The sequence below is a fragment of the Xanthomonas hortorum genome, assembly GCF_011305375.1.
Classification (GTDB): Bacteria; Pseudomonadota; Gammaproteobacteria; order Xanthomonadales; family Xanthomonadaceae; genus Xanthomonas; species Xanthomonas hortorum_E.
In genome coordinates this window covers 42,931-61,653 of record NZ_VCME01000011.1, presented here as the reverse complement: position 1 = coordinate 61,653, position 18,723 = coordinate 42,931, and the positions used below count along the sequence as shown (strand labels likewise).

The following is an 18,723-nucleotide window of genomic DNA, read 5'->3' as shown; positions in this document are numbered from 1 at the left end:
ACGCTCTTCCACCGGCCGCCAACCCCCGCAGTTTCATCAGGAGTGTTTCCATGTGTTCCATCTTCGGTATTTTCGGCCTGCAACCCGGTGACGATCTGCAGGCATTGCGCCGGCAGGCACTGGAATGTTCGCAGCGGCAGCGCCATCGCGGTCCCGACTGGAGCGGCGTGTATGTCGATACCGGCGCGATCCTGGTGCATGAGCGCCTGGCTATCGTCGATCCGGCTGGTGGTTCGCAGCCGTTGCTGTCCGAAGATGGGCAGCTCGCCCTCGCGGTGAACGGTGAGATCTACAACCATCGCGAGCTCAAGCAGGAACTGACGCAGCCGTACGCGTTCCAGACCGGCTCCGATTGCGAGGTGATCAACGCACTGTATCGCGAAGACGCGCCGGCCTCGTACCTCAACCGTCTCAACGGCATCTTTGCGTTCGCGCTATGGGACAAGGCAGCAGGGCGGGTGATCATCGCGCGCGACCCGATCGGTGTAGTGCCGCTGTATTGGGGCCATGATCGCGAAGGCCGCTTGCGGGTGGCCTCCGAACTGAAATCGCTGGTCGACGATTGCGCCGATGCCGCGCAGTTCCCGCCCGGTCATTGGTACGATAGCGCCACCGGCGCATTGAGCCGCTACTACGAGCGTGCCTGGCGCGAATACGCCGAAGTGGAAGGCGTGCAGGTGCAGTTGCAGGAATTGCGCGAGGCGTTCGAGCGTGCAGTGCATCGCCAGTTGATGACCGACGTGCCGTACGGCGTGCTGTTGTCTGGCGGCTTGGATTCGTCGCTGGTCGCCGCCGTTGCCGCGCGCTACGCACGTCATCGCATCGAAGAGAACGACACCACCGAAGCCTGGTGGCCGCGCCTGCATTCGTTCGCGATCGGTTTGAAGGGCTCGCCGGATCTGGCCGCCGCCGAAGTTGCCGCCGCCGCGCTGGGCACCGTGCATCACGGCTTCGAATACACGTTCGAAGAAGGTCTGGATGCGCTGCCGGAAGTCATCCGTCATATCGAGACCTACGACGTCACCACCATTCGCGCGTCCACGCCGATGTTCCTGCTGGCGCGGCGCATCAAGGCGATGGGCGTCAAGATGGTGCTGTCCGGCGAAGGTAGCGACGAAATCTTCGGCGGCTATCTGTACTTCCACAAGGCGCCGAACGCGCGCGAATTCCATGAGGAACTGGTGCGCAAGCTCGACGCGCTTAACAACTTCGATTGCCTGCGCGCCAACAAGTCGATGATGGCCTGGGGCGTGGAGCCGCGCGTGCCGTTCCTGGATCGCGAGTTCCTGGATGTGGCGATGCGCATGGATGCCAGTTTCAAGATGATCGACAAGACCAGCAGCGGCGCCATGCGCATGGAAAAGTGCGTGTTGCGCGAAGCCTTCGCCGGCTATCTGCCCGAGTCGATTCTGTGGCGACAGAAAGAGCAGTTCAGCGATGGCGTGGGCTATGGCTGGATCGATGGACTCAAGGCGCATGCCGCCGCGCATGTGAGCGATCGCGAGTTGGCCGCGGCCGACAAGCGCTTCCCGGTCAACCCGCCGCAGACCAAGGAAGCGTATTTCTATCGCACGCTGTTTGCGCAGTTCTTCCCCAGCCAGGCGGCTGCGGAGACAGTGCCTGGCGGCAAGTCGATCGCGTGTTCGTCGCCGACCGCGATTGCCTGGGATGCGAGTTTTGCCGCGATGGCCGACCCGTCCGGCCGTGCGATTGCCGGCGTGCACGAACAGGCGTTGGCTTCGTAACGTTGCTGCAGTGCAGTGGCCGGCATGCGCTTGCGCACTGCCGGCCACTGTTGCGATCACTCGTGGCGTACGCAATAGCCGTAGCGCTGCGGCTCGATATCCACACCGGCCACATCGGCCTGGTTGTTGCGCCACAGGTTCGGCTTGAAGTCGCCCGCAGTGCAGTTGGCGGCGCGGTCCACGCCGATGGTGTAGGTGAACGGATTGCTGGCAAAGCGGTTGTTCTCGAACACGTTGTCCTGGCTCATGCTGTTGTCCCAGCACAGGATTTCCGGGGTGCGGTAGCGAATCGCACAGGCCAGAAAGATGCCGGCGACCTTGTTGCCTTCGAACTGATTGTTGCTGAAGCGGTTGCGCCGCGCATCCGACAGATAGATGCCCTGGCTGCCATTGCGCTCGAAGCGGTTGTTGCGGATTTCGCTGTCTTCCAGGTGCTCGGTGGTCAGGCCTGCCGCCACGTTGTCGTGGATGTAGTTGTTGACCATCGTGACCTTGGCGGTGCGGTTGAACGACACGCCATCCCAGATCGCACCGGAGACATCGTTGTTTTCGATGGTGATCTCGCGCGTGTCGTACTCGCTCAGCAAGCAGGCGCTGCGGCACTTGTTGACCTGCAGGCCGGCAAGCCGGATGCCCTGGCCGGAACGCACCACCACCGCGCTATTGCTCAGATACGGGCGCTCGGGCATGAATTCCTTGTCGCCGGTGCTGGCGACGATCTGCATGTCTTCGATGCTGACGTTGCGGATCACACCGATCGGCTGCTGATTTTCGTAATCGCCGACCACCAGCGCCGGCTGCTGCACGCCATCGGCCATGCGCAGCACGGTGGTCGGGCCCTTGCCGCGCAAGGTGAGATTGCCGCGGTGGATCGAGACCAGGCCGTTGAGCGGAAATTCGCCTTTTTCCAGGCACAACACCGCAGGCGTATCGCTTTGTGGAAGCTTGTCGATGGCTTTTTGCAGATCCTGGCCGGGGCGCACTTTGGCGGTGCACGCGGCGACGGGCGCGTCCGGTGGGCCCGCTTGTGCGGGTGGCGCAGCCGAGCAGGCAGTGGCAATGAACAATGGCAACAGGGCGGCAACGGAGCGGGCAAGCTGAGGCATGCGGATTCCGGTCAGTGGGGGGAGGGGAGCGATGGTGTGGAGATGAACTCCATATCGCCACGGCCTCTAGTGTGTCCCACCGAACGTTAAGGTCTGGCTGATTCCGGCATGCGCGATTCTGCGCAGGTTCATTGCGTCGCTGTGGTGGAGGCCGCAACGGCGTGTGCGGCACGCCGGAGTGGCTGACGAACGTCACAGTTGAGCGTAGCGATCAAGAGCTGAGCACGTGCGCGGTTGCCACGCTTAAAAACTGTGAGCCAGCTGCGCATAGATGCGACGCGGTTCGCCCGGAAAATGCCCGGTGCGTTCGGTGAAACCGCTCACTGCATAGACCTTGTCGAACAGGTTCTTGACGTTGACCTGCAGCTTCCACGCATCCCACTGCGTCTGCCAACTGATGTCGAAGATCGCATACGGTTTGACGCGCTGGCCTTCCAGGCTGACCCGCTCGCCCACGTAATCGGCACCAAAGGCGATTGCCGATTTCCAGGCCGGCAGGTCATAGCGCGTCCACAGGCCGAAGGTGTTGCGCGGTGCATTGGCGAAGCGGTCCCCGGAGGCATTGGTGATGCCGTTGGTGCCTGCATCGAGCACGCGCGCATCGTTGTAGGCGTAGGTCAGATTGAGCACCCAGCGCTCGGTGAGGTCGGCCAGCAGATCCACTTCCAGGCCTTCGCTGCGCACCAGGCCGAGCGCGGAGAGCTGATTGACGCCATCGACGATGCTGCCGTTGGCTTGCACGATATTGCTGCGTTCGATGCGGTACAGCGCAGTATTGAGCGTGAGCCCGCCATCGTTGAGCGCGGTTTTCAGACCGACTTCCCATTGCGTGCTGCGCTCGGGATCGAATGGCCCGCCGACGCTGCTGTCCTGATTTGCCGCCTCCTGCGGCAGAAAACCGCTGGCATAACTTGCGTAGGCATTGACGCCATCGCGCAGCACGAAGGTGCTGCCCACGCGCCAACTGAGATCGTTGCCGGTGACACGCGAGCCATCCAGCAGGTTGTCGTCCTTGAAGCCGTCCCAGCGCAGCCCGGCCATCGCATACCAGCGCGGCGTCAGCGTGAGTTCGTCCTGCAGATAGGCGCCATAGCGCTGACTGCGGGTGCTGGTGGCGCGCCAGGGCAGGCTGTCCAGACCATAGTCGTAGAAGCCGCTGCGCCCGTACACCGGGTTGAGCAGATCGATGCCCGGCACCGGGCCGCGCGTGCGTCCGGTGTCGGCGGTGTTGGCGGTCTGCGCGCGGAAATCCGCATCCAGCCGGTAATAATCCGCGCCCATCAGTAGCTTGTGTTCGATCGCGCCGATGCTGGTGCGGAAGATCGCGTTGACGTTGCTGGAGATCGCATCGTTGTCGCGGAACTGATTGCGCAACTGGCGCGTCATCCATTCGGCGGTGCCGTCGCCATCACGGTCGATCAAGCCCATCGGCTCGTGATAGATCTGATGCTCGTCGTTCTTGAACCAGCGCAGCGCCATGTCCACGTCCCACGCATCCGACGGCGCAAAGCGGTACTGCGCAAACGCCACCTTGGCGCGCATGTCGAGGAAATCGGTGGGCTCGTTGTGGTTCCAGCGACGGTCGGTGAGGAAGTTGCCGGCGTCATCCACCGGCACGCCACGCAGGCGATTGCCGCCCAGGTTCTGGGTGATGTCGGTGTACTGCAGCGTGAGCTCGCCGGTCTGGCCGATGTCGAACGCCACCGACGCATCGCCAATCTGGCTCTGGCTATCGGTGTTGCGGCGAAAGCCATCCTCGCCATCGGCATAAGCACCGATGCGGTAACGGATGCGCCCATCGTCGCGTGCCGGGCCGGTGGCTTCGAACGAGGCCGCACCGAAGGATTGATTGCCTACCTGCAGCTCCACCCGACGCGCAGCCTGATGGCCAGGTTTGCGGGTGACGTAGTTGATGACGCCACCAGGCTCACCACCGCCGTACAACGCACCGGCCGGGCCCTTGAGCACTTCCACGCGTTCGATATTGAACAGCTGCGGCACCGAGAAGCCCGCATACGGATCGCCGCGCAATCCGTCGTACAACACGTTTTCCTGGCGGAATCCGCGCAGGGTGACGCCGGCATAGCTGAAGAAACTGATGCCGCTGATGCTGCGATACAGATCGGTGATCTGCCGCGCGGCCTGGTCGTCGATCAATTCGCGCGGCAGCACCTGCACCGATTGCGGCACCAGCGCCAGCGGCGTATCGGTGCGCGTGGCAACTGCGGCGTCTTCGGACTTGTAGAGTGTTTGCGCACGGCCGATGACATCGACGCCATCCAGGTCGGTGACGGCTGCTGAGGTGCTGGTGTGCTGAGCGAAAGCGGATGGCGAGTGCAGGGCGAGCGCAGCGGTAAGCGCGGTGACAAGGAGCGTGGGGCGCATTGGTCACTAATGGGAATGGTTATCAAATGCATCTTAGCATGATGTGCTCGCTTCGCTGCGTGGACCGCTAGGGCCGGGTGTAGGTGTTGAGCCGGGCGTAGGTTTTGAGAGGTGCAGGGTGGAGATTTGCAGACGTGCAGATTTGTAGAACGCAGAACTTCAGACATGTGGACACGCAGACGTGCAGCGCATCCCTTCTCCCACCGGGAGAAGGTGCCCGAAGGGCGGATGAGGGTGCGAGCGCAGCCGCGTGCCGTCTGTCATGCAGGGAGCCGCTTGACGCTAGTGCAGGATGAGCTGCATCGCATGCAATCGGTAGCACGGCGTGCGCCCGTACCCTCACCCCAACCCCTCTCCCGGCGGGAGAGGGGCTACTGCAGCCCACCTCTTCCTGCGCTTCATTTCTATACTTCTTTTTCTACGCTTCCGCCGAGACCCGTACCCGACAGATCTGACAACGCAATCACGCCTAATTCGGCTGCAGTCGCAGCGTGTAACGCGTAGTCGTCGGCAAAAACGGCGTCGGCCGGCCATGCACCCAATCGTCATGCCCCGCGCCCCAGAAGGGCGACAACGGATGTCCGCTCTGGCCGCCGGGCATATGCACGATGCCGTCGCGTTCGTGGCCGGGCGAGACCACCATGCGTTCGGAGGCGCCGAAGGCCGGGCCTTGTACGCGCGGCATGTCGCGATCGCCGGGCAGTTGATCCGGCGGCATGCACAGCCAGCGCTTGGCGAGGGCAGGCAAGGCGCGCGCGATCGGGTGGCAGATCGCGGCGGTATTGCGCTCGCCCCAGGTACGCTCGCTCAAGGGGCCGTCCTGCGCAGCTAAATCCGTCTGCGCACTGCGTGCAGCATCGGCAAGCAACTGATACCAACTGGTGTACGTGGGCGGCAACAAATGTGCAGGGCGCTGCTGCAGCAACGGCCAGACGATGCCTTCCAACTGCGCGCGACGCGGCGGCAGGAAGTCATCGCCAAGTGCAGCGTTTGCCGGTGCCAGCAGTCCGGCTTCCACGGCATCGATGGTCATGCTGCGAAAACCGCGCACGATGCGATAGCTCACCGAGCCGGTGGACGCATGCCCGTCCCACTGCCGCGTGGCGACTTCGATCTGTTGCAGCGCCGGGTCCTTGCTGTGTTCGACCACGCTGCGCAACAACTGCCACCACCGCGTGAGCAGCACGGCGCGATCGTCGAGCTGGATGGCGAGCAGATCCAGTTCGTTGAAACGCTGTTTGGCGAACAAATCGTCGCGGATCTGCTGCGCGCGCGCGCCCAGGTCGTAGCCGGCATTGCCGAGTGTCGCCAGCTGTTGCGCATCGACGATGCGGCTGTTGGCAGTCCAGAGCCGGTGCGCGGGTGGGTCGATCAAGGCGGGTGCATCGTCACTGCGCACGGGCCATGGCACGCAGCCGGTCGGCGCAGGTTCGGAGGCGACCGCGCCGGCAGCCGCAGGCAACGCCTCGTTCGACTCCTGCGCCGAGGTCCCAAGTTCGGCAATACCGCTCGGGCTGCACCCCGCATTGCGTGCCGGGCGTGCACCGATCAGCCGCCAGGCGATGCGCCCGCTGCGATCGGCCAGTACGAGATTTTGCGCGGGAATGCCCGAGCGATCCGCCACCGCAAAGGCCGCCTGCAGATCCGCCGCGCTGCTCATCTGCGCGAAATCCAGGCGGATTGCGCCGGGAAGCTGCGCGGCCCAGCGCAGTGCGAGCAAACTGCCGTCGGCATTCTCGTGCAGGATCGGGCCCCAGACCGCCTCGCGAACGGGAAAACTTACCGGTGCAGCGCCTGCCACACGAATCGTTTCGGCATGCGTGGTGAGCGCTTGCGGATGCCCGGGCGTGGCTGGCGCAATCCGCGCGAAATCCGCCGTATCGATGTAGCTGTTGGTGAACGCCCAGGCCACGTGCCCATTGCTGCCGACCACCACCGCCGGCAGGCCGGGCAGGGTGAAGCCGGTGACATCCACCTTGCCCTCGGGCGCGCTGGTATCCGGATACCGCAAGCGCGCGCGGAACCAGATGTTGGGCGCACGCAGGCCCAGGTGCATGTCGTCGGCGACGATGGCGCGACCATCGCGGGTGAGGCTGCCGTCCACGGCGAAGTTGTTGCTGCCCGGGGTCGGTTGTTCGGCGCGTGGTGCAGCGGCTGGATGCGGCAAACGGCGCAGATCCAGCGTTGCCGCATCCGGAAGCGCCGCATCGCCCAGTGCCGGCCCGAACAGCGGTGCATCCCAGCTGGAGCCCTGATGATCGAGCAGCGCCGCCAGTGCGGGCGGCACCACCGCGCGGATGCGTGCGATGGCCAGTTCGGTCTGGTTGTCGTTGTCCTGCAGGTCGGCGTACATCGCCATGCCGGTGAGGATGGAATCGTCCAGCGTCCATGCGCGCGGCGTCTGCCGCAGCAGCAGGTACGGCCATGGACGCACACGCAAGGCCGCCAGCCCCGCATTCACGCCGTCGGTATAGGCCTGCAATGCTGCGCGCTGGCTGCCTGCAGCAATGTCCAGGCTGGCATGCACGCGTGCACGCAACCGATGCACGCGATTGCGTTTGTCCAGGTCCAGCGCTGCGGCGCCAAACAGCTCGGAGAGTTCGCCGGCCGGCGCGCGGCGCATCAGATCCATCTCGAAATAGCGCTCCTGCGCGTGCACATAGCCGAGCGCGCGCATGGCATCGACCTGGCTGGCCGCATCGATGGTGACCACGCCCAATCGGTCGCGCTGCACGCTGACCGGCGCCGCCAGGCCGTGCAGTGCGTTATTGCCGTCCAGCTGCGGCAGGCTGCCACGCATCAACAGATACACGGCCAACACGGCCGCCACGACCAACACCACGATTGCCAGCAGCAGCCGGCCCAGCCATTTGCGCATTGTCGATTCCTTGAGCTCGGTCAAAGTGTGGCGCGCCGTCATGACCGTGGCGGGTCTGGTGGCAACGCAACTGAAAGTGATTCCGATTAGATCATTGCCCGGCTGCTTAGGGCACCATGCGCGCATTGCGTCGCTGGAGCACACCATGAAAGGCCATCCCGAAGTCGTCGATTACCTCAAGCAGCTGCTGCGCGGCGAGCTGGCGGCACGCGACCAGTATTTCCTGCATTCGCGCCGTTACGAAGATCAGGGCCTGATGGCGCTGTACGAGCGCATCAATCACGAGATGCAGGAAGAGACCGAGCACGCCGACGCGCTGCTGCGGCGCATCCTGTTCCTGGAAGGCGACCCGGACATGCGGCCGTCTGAGTTTGCGCCCGGCAAGACCGTGGTGGAGATGCTCGAGCGCGATCTGGTGGTGGAATACGAAGTGCGCGCTGCGCTCGCCGCCGGCATGAAGCTGTGCGAAGAGCACGGCGATTACGTCAGCCGCGACATGCTGCTCAAGCAGCTGCAGGACACCGAAGAAGATCACGCCTGGTGGCTGGAGCAGCAGCTCGGCCTGATCAAGCGCATTGGCCTGGAGTTGTACCAGACCTCGAAGATCGACAAGGGCCACGTGGCCGGCTGAGTCGGGCGACTGGGCGCTGCGCAGCCGAAGAGCTGGCGCAGCACAGCTTCGCAGTCGGCAGGTGCCGCGCTGTGCATCGCGATTGCTGCGCGGCCTGCGTCATCTACCGACCGTCTGCTGCGGTGTGTTGCTTGGCGCATCACGCGCGCGTGCAGAACCACCGCGTGGTGCAAGGCCACGCGGTCTCGATTGGCTTGCGACTCGCGCATTGTGCGACGCATGCAGCGGCCGACTGATGCGAAGGCGGCGTTCGGGCGCGACAGCGCGTTCGAACGCAATCGTCAGTTACGTTGCAGGCGATACACCCCGGTCGACAGCGCAGTAACGCCATCGGCACGGAAGCGCGGCTCCTGATCCAGGATGTCGCGGTGTTCCAACGCCTGCACCTGCCACTGCGCGTCGAACAATGCGTACACCTCGGCGGCATCCACCGAGAAGGGTGGGCCGGCTTTTTCGGCTTGCGGATACTCCAACGTGATGAGCAGACCGCAGCAGCCTGTGGACAGGCGCGCATAGACGGTCTCCAGATAGCGCCGACGTAGCGCCGCGGGCAGGGCGATCAATGCAGCGCGGTCATAGACAGCGCTGCAATCGGCCACCACGCTTGCGTCCAGTGCAAAGGCATCGCCGCAGATGATTTCGATCGGGCCGGCAATAAAGTGCTCGCCGGCGCTGCTGGTGTGTCGCTGCGGTTGCAGGCCTGCGTCATCGAAGAACTGCGTGACGGCCAACGGCGATACTTCCACACCCAGCACGCGATGGCCTTGCGCGGCCAACCAATGCATATCCAGTGTCTTGCCGCACAACGGCACCAGCACGCGGGCAGCCTTCGGCAACTGCAACGCCGGCCAATGCTTTTGCAGCAGCGGCATCACCTCGTCCTGATGGAAGCCGGTCTGACCGTCCCGCCACCGCTGCAGCCAGAAATCTGTATCCATGATGTTGTCTTGTTGTCTTGCGTTGACCAGTGAAGTGACGTCGGGGATGGCAGTGACATTGCAGATCGAAAGGAGCCGATCAGAAAGCAGCGCATCGGACAGCCGCGCGACGTGCACTGCTTGCACCATGCAAACCGACCCTCTCGACTGGTCCTTGCCGGCTCACCATCGTGGGACCTTACGCGGCATGGATGCCGCGTAAGAGCCTACATGGACGTACTTGCGGCGTGTCCCGCGATGGTGGGCCGGCAAGGGCCCTGCAGCCAAGCCGCAGATCATCCGCTCTACAACAGACGCATCCGCACCGTTCGATGACCTCTCAAGGCGACGCAGAGCTTGAGCTTCAGCGTCGTTTGGATGTTCCAAGCCGAACTAATCGAGGGCGCGACGACAGCATCGAACGCGCCGCCGCGCGTCGCTTAGGTGAACAAGCGTTACTGCACTTCCAGTCCATCTACTTTCTGCCACCCGCGCGGCAACAACGCCCCGCGGCTCGCACGCGCGCCCACATACGTATCCAGATCCTTGAACGACAGGCTCATGGTGCGTGCGCCGCTGCGTACCAGTAGCGTGTTGCCCGGCGCCACCGCCACCACCGCCACCACGCGCTCGGTGCCGAGCTTGGCCTTGGGGATCTCGATGATCTTGTTGCCTTTGCCCTTGTCCAGCTCGGGCACATCGCTGGCCGCCACCGCCAACAGATTGCCGGCGCTGGTGACCGCGACAATGCGATCGCTCTGCGGGTTGATCACCTGCGCCGGCGTCAGCACTTGCGCGCCGGTGGTCAGATTGAGCATCGCCTTGCCGGCCTTGTTGCGGCCGGTGAGGTTTTCGAAGCGGGTGACGAAGCCATAGCCGTGCGATGAGGCCAGCACAAAGCGGACGGCGTTGTCGGCGCTGGCCATGACCTGGAACGACGCGCCGGAAGCGGGCGAGAAACGCCCGGTCAACGGCTCGCCATTGCCACGCGCCGAGGGCAGGGTGTGCACTGCGGTGGAGTAGGCGCGGCCTTCCGAATCCAGGAACGCCACTTGATGGGTGCTACGGCTGCGCACTGCGGCCAGCAAGCTGTCGCCATCGCGGTAGGACATGCCGGCCGGATCCACTTCGTGGCCCTTGGCCGCGCGCACCCAGCCCTTTTCCGACAACACCACGGTCATCGGTTCACTGGCGACCATTTCGGTTTCGTCGATCGCCTGCGCCGCGCCACGCTGCACCAGTGGCGAGCGACGCGCGTCGCCGAACTTCTTGGCGTCGGCGGTCAGCTCGTCCTTGATCAGCTTCTTCAGCTTGGTCTTGCTTTCGAGAATGGCCAGGATCTGCGCGCGTTCCTTGGCGAGTGCTTCCTGCTCGCCGCGGATCTTCATTTCTTCCAGGCGCGCCAGCTGGCGCAGCTTGGTTTCCAGAATGTATTCGGCCTGTTCCTCGCTGAGTGCGAACTTGGCCATCAGCACCGGCTTGGGTTCGTCCTCGCTGCGGACGATGCGGATCACTTCGTCCAGGTTGAGGAAGGCGATCAACAAACCTTCCAACAGGTGCAAACGACGCTCGACCTTTTGCAGGCGATGGTTGAGGCGGCGGGTGACGGTGTCGCTGCGGAAGGTCAGCCACTCGCTCAGCAACTGGCGCAGATTCTTCACCTGCGGGCGGCCATCCAGCCCGATCACGTTGAGATTGACGCGGTAGCTGCGCTCAAGATCGGTGGTGACGAACAGGTGGCCCATCAGCTGTTCGGCATCGACGCGGTTGGAGCGCGGCACCAGCACCACCCGCACCGGGCTGGTGTGGTCGGATTCGTCGCGGATGTCTTCCAGCCACGGCAGCTTCTTGGCGCGCATCTGCTGGGCGATCTGTTCGATCACCTTGGACGGCGACACCTGATACGGCAACGCGTCGATAACAATGTTCGCGTGTTCTTTTTTGTAGGTGGCGCGCGCACGCACGCTGCCGTGGCCGGTCTCGTAGATGGCGCGCAGGTCGGCCACCGGGGTGATGATTTCGGCGGTGGTCGGGTAGTCCGGACCGAGCACGTGCTCGCACAGTTCGGCGACCGTGGCATCGGGGTTGTCGAGCAGGCGCAGCAGCGCGCTGACGATCTCGTTGAGGTTGTGCGGCGGCACGTCGGTGGCCATGCCCACCGCAATGCCGGTGGTGCCGTTGAGCAGCAGGTGCGGCAGGCGTGCCGGCAACCAGGTCGGCTCTTCCAGGGTGCCGTCGAAGTTGGCGGCCCAGTCGGTGGTGCCCTGGCTGATTTCGCCCAGCAGCACCTCGGCGATCGGGGTCAGCTTGGATTCGGTGTAACGCATCGCCGCGAACGACTTCGGATCGTCGGTGGAGCCGAAGTTGCCCTGGCCTTCGATCAGCGGGTAACGGTACGAAAACGGCTGCGCCATCAGCACCAGCGCTTCGTAGCAGGCGCTGTCGCCGTGCGGATGGTACTTACCGATCACATCGCCCACGGTGCGCGCGGATTTCTTCGGCTTGGCGGCGGCGTTCAGGCCCAGCTCGCTCATCGCGAAGATGATGCGCCGCTGCACCGGCTTCAAGCCGTCACCCAGGAACGGCAGGGCGCGGTCGAGCACCACGTACATCGAATAGTCGAGATAGGCGCGTTCGGCGTACTCGCGCAGCGGCAGCTGCTCGAAGCCATGGAAGGTGGGGCGGGTCAGATCGGTCATTGCGAAGCCAGGTCCTACGAAAGAGGAACCCGCGCGCCAGGCGCGAGCTCGAAGAGCGCCGATTATCCGGATGCGGCGGGGGATGCCAAGCCGGGCGCGTGGCCACCGGCCAGATAACGCGTGGGCGGGGCGCCGAAATGGCGGTGGAACACGCTGACGAAAGCGCTGGGGCTGCTGTAGCCGAGCTGGTCGGCGACCTGTGCCACCGCGCTGCCCTGACTCAAGCGCCGCAGGCCTTCGGCGAGCCTGGCCTGCTGCCGCCACTGCGCGAAACTCAGCCCGGTCTCGCTGCGGAAGTGCCGGCTCAGACTGCGCGGCGACAGCCCGCCCCAATCGGCCCAGGCATCCAGCGCGCGCGGGTCGGCGGGGTTATCGAGCAGCTGGCGGGCGATACGCAGCAGCCGGCGGTCGGCCGGCATGGGCAGGTGCAGGTGGTCGATCTGCACCTGGCACAGCTCGTCCAGCAGCACGGCGGCCAGCCGTTGCTGGGCGCTATCCAGCGGCTGATCCAGCGGCCAGCCGGCCGCGCGCATGATGACTTCGCGGGCGAGCCCGGTCAGGCGAATCACCCCGCCTTGGGCGGGCAGGGCGGCGCAGGCATCCGGCCGCACCACCACGCCCCAGCCGCGCATCGGCCCGGCCAGCTCCACGGTGTGCTGCTGGCCGGGCGGCATCCAGCCGGCGCAGCCCGGCGGCAATGAGAGGGTGCCCTGTTCGGTATGCACGATCAGTACGCCGTGCTCCACATACATCAGCTGGCCGCGCACATGCGCGTGCGGGGCGGTCTCCGGTGCCCATACCGCGTGCAGATCGGCCAAAAAAGCGATCACTTCCGGACCATCGGCCCACTCGAAGCTGGCGCGCACGCCCGGAGGCAAGGCATCGACCGTCGTTGGCGGGTTTTCGATAGTCATTGGCGCAATTGTATTACCAGGCCAGCCAGACCCGCGCGTATCGTGGCGATCCTTGCTTGCGGTTTAATCCCTTTCGACATATTTGCATTGACAAATATATATTTCGGAAGAAAATGGCCGGCCATGAACGATCTCTCCTCCACCTCCCCGTCGTTCGGCTTATTGCTGCGCCAAGTGCGCGACGCGCTGATGCGGCAGCTCGATGCCGAGATGAAGGGCGAACTGCCCGACTTCGGCTTCAGCCACTACGTCGGCTTGAAGATTCTGGCGGTGCGTTCGCCGTGTACGGCCAACGAACTGGCGCTGGCGCTGGACCAGACCCCGAGCGCGGTGACCCGGCTGCTCGACAAGCTCGAAGCGCTGGGCGCGGTGCGGCGCGAGCCGCATGCGCAGGACCGGCGCGCGTTGCAGATCGTCATGACCGAACAGGGCGTGGCCTTGTGGGAGCGCCTGAAGCTGCGCGGCGAACGCGCCATCGAGCACGGCTTGCGCGATCTGGCCGCGCCCGAGCGCGAACAACTCACCTCTCTTCTCATCCGTGTCCGCGATGCACTCAACTCATGAACGCTGCTAGTTCCTCGATCCAGATGTTGCGCCTGCGCTCAACGCGCTTTGCGCGGCCGCTTGTGCTCACCGCCTTGACTTTGGCATTGGCCGCCTGCGCGAGCAGTCGTGGTCTGGCCCCGCAAGGCGCCGTGCTGGAACCGGGTGCGCTGCATGTCGAGCGCACCCTGGCGCAAACCCCCCTGAGCCCGGCGGCGTGGCCGGCCAGCGATTGGTGGCGCGCCTTGGGCGATCCGCAATTGAACGCGCTGATTGCCGAAGGCCTGCAGCACAGCCCCAGTCTGGCGGCGGCCGATGCGCGCCTGCGCCAGGCGCAGGCGCGCATCGGCACCGCGCAGGCCGATCGCGGCCCGAGCCTGTCGGTGTCCGGTGGCTATGCCGGCGTGCAGTTGCCCGAATCGGTGGTGGGCGACGAACGCGGCGGCAAGTTCGGCGGCAACGGCCAGGTAGTGCTGGATTTCCGCTACGGCGTGGACCTGTGGGGCGGCAAGCGCGCCGCCTGGGAAGCCGCAGTGGACCAGGCGCATGCGGCCGATGTGGATGCGCAGGCGGCACGTTTGAACCTGTCGGCGGCGATCGCCGAAGCCTATGCCCAGCTCGATTACGCGTGGCGTCTGCACGATGTGGCCAACGATGAGCTGACGCGCGCGCAGAAGACCCTGGACCTGACTCGGCAACGTCGCGGCGCCGGCATCGATAGTGAACTGCAGGTGCGTCAGTCGCAGGCGCGCGTGCCGGCTGCGCAACAGCAGCTGCAATCGGCGCAGCAGCAGATCGACGAAGCGCGCACGGCGCTGGCCGCGTTGGTCGGGCAGGGCCCGGACCGCGGGCTGGATATCGCGCGCCCCACCTTGAGCAGCGCAGGCGCACTGCAATTGCCAAGTGCGTTGCCGGCCGAGTTGTTGGGTCATCGCCCCGATGTGGTCGCCGCGCGCTGGCGCGTTGAAGCGGCCGATAAAAACATTGCGGTCGCCAAGACGCGCTTCTATCCCAGCTTCAACATCACCGCTTTGGGCGGGCTGGTGAACCGGGATGTCGGCCAGTTGCTGGAAAGTGCATCGCTGTTCGGCGTGGTCGCCCCGGCCTTGAGCCTGCCGATCTTCGATGGCGGCAAGCTGCGCGCCAATCTGGCCGGCAGCGATGCGCAATACGACCTGGCGGTGGCCGACTACAATCAGAAGGTGCTCGATGCGCTGCGTGAAGTGGCCGACCAGGTCAACGCAGTGCGTTCGCTGGAGCAGCGCGCACGCTCGCAGGACGAGGCAGTGCAGACCGTCACTGCCGCCTTCGATCTCGCACAGCAGCGCTACCGCGCCGGCATCGGCAGCTATCTGGAAGTGCTCAGCGTGCAGGAGCAATTGCTGCTCGCACGCCAGCGCATGGCCAGCCTGCAATCGCAACAACTGTTGGCCTCGGTGAGGTTGCAGCGCGCCTTGGGCGGCGGATTCACGCCGGAACCTGCGCGCGATACCGCACACGCCGCGACCACTTCCGCACAACCGAATTCCTGAGACAGCGACGATGAGCCAGACGACTGCAACTTCTTCCCAACCTGCGCCGGCCGCGCCCAGCAAGCGCCGTGCGGCGCTGCGCATCGTGGCCATTGTGGTGATCCTGGCGATCATCGGTCTTGTGGTGTGGTACTTCCTGGTCGGCCGCTGGCACGAAGACACCGACGACGCATACGTGCAGGGCAACCAGGTGCAGATCACCCCGATGGTGGGCGGCACCGTGGTCAGCATCGGCGCCGAAGACGGCATGCGCGTGGAACGCGGCCAGTTGCTGGTGCAGTTGGACCCGGCCGATACCGCAGTCGCACTGCAGCAGGCCGAAGCCAACCTGGCCAAGACCGTGCGTCAGGTGCGCGGTCTGTATCGCAGTGTGGAAGGCGCGCAGGCCGAATTGTCCTCGCGCGAGGTCACGTTGCGCAGTGCGCGCGCCGACTTCGCACGGCGTAAGGATCTGGCTGCCAGCGGCGCGATTTCCAACGAAGAACTGGCGCATGCCCGCGAAGAACTCGCTGCTGCCGAAGCGGCGGTGAGCGGTTCGCGCGAGAGCTTCGAACGTAATCGCGCCTTGGTGGATGACAGCGCGGTGGCCAATCAGCCGGACGTGCAGACGGCCGCCGCGCAGCTGCGTCAGGCCTATCTCAACCACGCGCGCACCGGTGTCATCGCGCCGGTGTCCGGCTACGTGGCGCGTCGTTCGGCGCAGCTCGGCCAGCGTGTGCAGCCCGGTAGCGTGCTGATGGCGGTGGTGCCGCTGGAGCAGGTGTGGGTGGAAGCCAATTTCAAGGAAACCCAGCTCAAGCACATGCGGCTGGGCCAACCGGTGGAACTGCATTCGGATCTGTACGGCGGTGGCGTGAACTACACCGGCCGCATCGAAAGCCTGGGCCTGGGCACCGGCAGCGCGTTCTCGCTGTTGCCGGCGCAAAACGCCAGCGGCAACTGGATCAAGATCGTGCAGCGCGTACCGGTGCGCATCGCGGTGGATGCCAAGCAACTGGCCGGCAATCCCTTGCGCATTGGCTTGTCGATGAAGGTCGAGGTCAATCTGCACGATCAGCAGGGCAGCGTGTTGCCGACCAAGTTCGCCAATGGCGCGGTGTTCTCCACCGACGTCTATGCGCAGCAATTGCAGGCCGCCGACGCGGACATCCAACGCATCATCCAGGACAACCTGCCCGCGCAGGCTGTTTCCAAGGCGGGCTAAGCCAGCATGTCTTCGCAAGCACCCAGCGCGCCCGGCGGCCCCTCGGCGCCTGCGCCCGCCGCCGGCTTTCGCCCGGCGAGCGTGGCGTTGTGCACCGTGGGCCTGGCGATGGCCTCGTTCATGCAGGTGCTGGACACCACCATCGCCAACGTGTCGTTGCCGACCATCGCCGGCAATCTCGGTGCCAGTTCGCAGCAGGCCACCTGGGTCATCACCTCGTTTGCGGTCAGCACCGCGATTGCCTTGCCGCTGACCGGTTGGCTGAGTCGGCGTTTTGGCGAGACCAAGTTGTTCGTGTGGTCGACACTGGCCTTCACCGTTGCTTCGTTGCTGTGCGGGCTGGCCCAGAGCATGGGCATGCTGGTGGTGTCGCGTGCGCTGCAGGGGTTTGTCGCCGGGCCGATGTACCCGATCACCCAGAGTCTGCTGGTGTCGATCTATCCACGCGAAAAACGCGGGCAGGCGCTCGCCTTGCTGGCGATGATCACCGTGGTGGCACCGATCGCCGGCCCGATCCTGGGCGGCTGGATCACCGACAACTACAGTTGGGAATGGATCTTTCTGATCAACGTGCCGCTTGGCATCATCGCCAGCAGCATCGTCGGTTCGCAGTTGCGCCATCGCCCCGAGCAGCTTGAAAAGCCGCGCATGGATTACATCGGTCTGATCCTGTTGGTGGTCGGTGTCGGCGCGCTGCAGCTGGTGCTGGATCTGGGCAACGACGAGGATTGGTTCTCCTCCGACAAGATCGTGGTGCTGGCCTGCGTCGCTGCGGTGGCGCTGGTGATATTCGTGATCTGGGAGCTCACCGACAAGGACCCCATCGTCGATCTCAAGCTGTTCCGGCATCGCAATTTTCGCGCCGGGACATTAGCGATGGTGGTGGCGTATGCGGCGTTCTTCAGTGTGAGTCTGCTGATCCCGCAATGGCTGCAGCGCGACATGGGCTACACGGCGATCTGGGCTGGCCTGGCCACCGCGCCGATCGGCATCCTGCCGGTGCTGATGACGCCATTTGTGGGCAAGTACGCGCTGCGGTTCGATCTGCGCATGCTCGCCACCGTTGCCTTCATCTTTCTGTCGTTCACCAGCTTTTTGCGCTCCAACTTCAACCTGCAGGTGGACTTCAACCACGTGGCTACCGTGCAGTTGGTGATGGGCGTGGGTGTGGCGTTGTTCTTCATGCCGGTGCTGCAGATTCTGCTGTCGGATCTGGACGGGCGCGAGATCGCGGCAGGCTCTGGCCTTGCCACCTTCCTGCGCACCTTGGGCGGCAGCTTTGCCGCATCGTTGACCACCTATCTGTGGGCACGTCGCACCCAAGTGCACCACGCGCACATCACCGAGCACATTTCGGTGTACACGCCGGGCATGCAGGAGCAGGTCGCCGCAATGGGGCAGGGCGACCTGCAACGCGGCGCGGCATCGCTCAACAACATGATCAATCACCAGGCCTCGCAGATGGGCTTCAACGACATCTTTTATCTGCTCGGCTGGACGTTCCTGGCGATCATCTTCTTCCTGTGGCTGGCCAAACCGCCGTTTGGTGCGGGTGCCGGTGGTGCGGCGGCGGCTGGTGGGCATTAGGCGCGGCTGACAAGGCGCGCAGCTGTATTACGAGCGGCTAAGAAAACGACTACACGCTGGTCTACTGCAGAGCGGGTGATTTGTGAGTTGGCTGCAGGGCCCTTGCCCGCCCACCATCGCGGGACACGCCGCAAGTACGTCCGTGCGTGCTGTNNNCGCCGCAAGTACGTCCGTGTAGGCTCTTACGCGGCATCCATGCCGCGTAAGGTCCCGCGAGGGTGAGCGGGCAAGGACCAGTCGAGATGGTCGGTATGCATGTTTTTAAAGCAACCGACTCACTCTCTGGTGAGGACACCGCGCCCTCGACTCACCCTGGCTTTGACTGTTGATCTGGCGCTTGGCTGCAGGGCCCTTGCCCGCCCACCATCGCGGGACACGCCGCAAGTACATCCTTGTAAGCTCTTACGCGGCATCCGCGCCGCCTAAGGCCCGGCGACGGTCCCGCGACGGTGGGCGGACAAGGGCCAGTCGAGATGGTCGGCGTGCATAGTCGGTGTGCGTGGATCTTCTCAAAGCAATCAGCAAACCGCGTGGAGCGGTCAGGGCACCGCAGCCTGGACCAGGTCAGTGTTTGACTTGGGC

The 18,723-nt window shown here is 64.7% G+C and carries 12 protein-coding genes; 6 read left to right on the top strand and 6 right to left on the bottom strand.

The features are described from left to right. Positions 1-50: 50 nt before the first annotated feature. The gene (gene asnB, locus FFY45_RS11685) at positions 51-1,745 is read left to right on the top strand and encodes an asparagine synthase B (RefSeq protein ID WP_176340557.1); all 1,695 of its coding nucleotides are present in this window, start codon (positions 51-53) and stop codon (positions 1,743-1,745) included. A 56-nt stretch (positions 1,746-1,801) separates the two neighbouring features. Here the strand turns inward: asnB and hpaM are convergent, their stop codons facing one another. The 3 genes from hpaM to FFY45_RS11670 all read right to left on the bottom strand — a co-directional run bounded on the left by hpaM (position 1,802) and on the right by FFY45_RS11670 (position 8,114). Further along, positions 1,802-2,851, bottom strand: coding sequence for a type III secretion-associated outer membrane-bound protein HpaM (gene hpaM / locus FFY45_RS11680; protein ID WP_176340556.1), 1,050 nt, complete (start codon positions 2,849-2,851; stop codon positions 1,802-1,804). A 243-nt stretch (positions 2,852-3,094) separates the two neighbouring features. After that, complete coding sequence (locus FFY45_RS11675) at positions 3,095-5,236, bottom strand: TonB-dependent siderophore receptor (RefSeq protein ID WP_176340555.1); 2,142 nt, start codon at positions 5,234-5,236, stop codon at positions 3,095-3,097. Positions 5,237-5,705: 469 nt separating this feature from the next. Then, the gene (locus tag FFY45_RS11670; protein WP_176340554.1) at positions 5,706-8,114 is read right to left on the bottom strand and encodes a penicillin acylase family protein; all 2,409 of its coding nucleotides are present in this window, start codon (positions 8,112-8,114) and stop codon (positions 5,706-5,708) included. Positions 8,115-8,259: 145 nt separating this feature from the next. Here FFY45_RS11670 and bfr point away from each other — a divergent pair, with 145 nt between their 5' ends. After that, positions 8,260-8,745: a bacterioferritin gene (bfr, locus tag FFY45_RS11665; protein WP_043889738.1), complete on the top strand. Its 486-nt coding sequence runs from the start codon at positions 8,260-8,262 to the stop codon at positions 8,743-8,745. Between the two features lie 281 nt (positions 8,746-9,026). Here bfr and FFY45_RS11660 read toward each other — a convergent pair whose 3' ends face one another. The 3 genes from FFY45_RS11660 to FFY45_RS11650 all read right to left on the bottom strand — a co-directional run bounded on the left by FFY45_RS11660 (position 9,027) and on the right by FFY45_RS11650 (position 13,275). After that, positions 9,027-9,683, bottom strand: coding sequence for a thiopurine S-methyltransferase (locus tag FFY45_RS11660; protein WP_176340553.1), 657 nt, complete (start codon positions 9,681-9,683; stop codon positions 9,027-9,029). Between the two features lie 434 nt (positions 9,684-10,117). Continuing rightward, complete coding sequence (parC, locus tag FFY45_RS11655; RefSeq protein WP_176340552.1) at positions 10,118-12,361, bottom strand: DNA topoisomerase IV subunit A; 2,244 nt, start codon at positions 12,359-12,361, stop codon at positions 10,118-10,120. Between the two features lie 62 nt (positions 12,362-12,423). Next, positions 12,424-13,275, bottom strand: a complete 852-nt coding sequence (locus FFY45_RS11650) for an AraC family transcriptional regulator (protein ID WP_176340551.1) — start codon at positions 13,273-13,275, stop codon at positions 12,424-12,426. A gap of 123 nt (positions 13,276-13,398) precedes the next feature. Between FFY45_RS11650 and FFY45_RS11645 the strand changes: the two genes are divergently transcribed. The 4 genes from FFY45_RS11645 to FFY45_RS11630 are packed head-to-tail and all read left to right on the top strand — an operon-like array spanning position 13,399 to position 18,141. After that, entirely contained in the window at positions 13,399-13,839 is a 441-nt protein-coding gene (locus FFY45_RS11645; protein ID WP_006453275.1) for a MarR family winged helix-turn-helix transcriptional regulator, read from the top strand. A gap of 23 nt (positions 13,840-13,862) precedes the next feature. Then, on the top strand, positions 13,863-15,350 hold the full coding sequence (locus FFY45_RS11640; RefSeq protein WP_176340696.1) for an AdeC/AdeK/OprM family multidrug efflux complex outer membrane factor: 1,488 nt from the start codon (positions 13,863-13,865) through the stop codon (positions 15,348-15,350). Positions 15,351-15,360: 10 nt separating this feature from the next. Continuing rightward, the gene (locus tag FFY45_RS11635; RefSeq protein WP_115038055.1) at positions 15,361-16,554 is read left to right on the top strand and encodes an HlyD family secretion protein; all 1,194 of its coding nucleotides are present in this window, start codon (positions 15,361-15,363) and stop codon (positions 16,552-16,554) included. 6 nt (positions 16,555-16,560) lie between these two features. Next, entirely contained in the window at positions 16,561-18,141 is a 1,581-nt protein-coding gene (locus FFY45_RS11630; RefSeq protein ID WP_176340550.1) for a DHA2 family efflux MFS transporter permease subunit, read from the top strand. Positions 18,142-18,723: the final 582 nt, after the last annotated feature.

Excerpts from the sequence above, each read along its gene's own strand:
- FFY45_RS11635 (WP_115038055.1), top strand. The coding sequence starts at position 15,361 with ATGAGCCAGACGACTGCAACTTCTTCCCAACCTGCGCCGGCCGCGCCC.
- FFY45_RS11650 (WP_176340551.1), bottom strand. The coding sequence starts at position 13,275 with ATGACTATCGAAAACCCGCCAACGACGGTCGATGCCTTGCCTCCGGGC.
- FFY45_RS11640 (WP_176340696.1), top strand. The coding sequence starts at position 13,863 with ATGTTGCGCCTGCGCTCAACGCGCTTTGCGCGGCCGCTTGTGCTCACC.
- FFY45_RS11670 (WP_176340554.1), bottom strand. The coding sequence starts at position 8,114 with ATGCGCAAATGGCTGGGCCGGCTGCTGCTGGCAATCGTGGTGTTGGTC.
- hpaM (WP_176340556.1), bottom strand. The coding sequence starts at position 2,851 with ATGCCTCAGCTTGCCCGCTCCGTTGCCGCCCTGTTGCCATTGTTCATT.
- FFY45_RS11660 (WP_176340553.1), bottom strand. The coding sequence starts at position 9,683 with ATGGATACAGATTTCTGGCTGCAGCGGTGGCGGGACGGTCAGACCGGC.
- parC (WP_176340552.1), bottom strand. The coding sequence starts at position 12,361 with ATGACCGATCTGACCCGCCCCACCTTCCATGGCTTCGAGCAGCTGCCG.
- asnB (WP_176340557.1), top strand. The coding sequence starts at position 51 with ATGTGTTCCATCTTCGGTATTTTCGGCCTGCAACCCGGTGACGATCTG.
- FFY45_RS11645 (WP_006453275.1), top strand. The coding sequence starts at position 13,399 with ATGAACGATCTCTCCTCCACCTCCCCGTCGTTCGGCTTATTGCTGCGC.
- FFY45_RS11630 (WP_176340550.1), top strand. The coding sequence starts at position 16,561 with ATGTCTTCGCAAGCACCCAGCGCGCCCGGCGGCCCCTCGGCGCCTGCG.
- bfr (WP_043889738.1), top strand. The coding sequence starts at position 8,260 with ATGAAAGGCCATCCCGAAGTCGTCGATTACCTCAAGCAGCTGCTGCGC.
- FFY45_RS11675 (WP_176340555.1), bottom strand. The coding sequence starts at position 5,236 with ATGCGCCCCACGCTCCTTGTCACCGCGCTTACCGCTGCGCTCGCCCTG.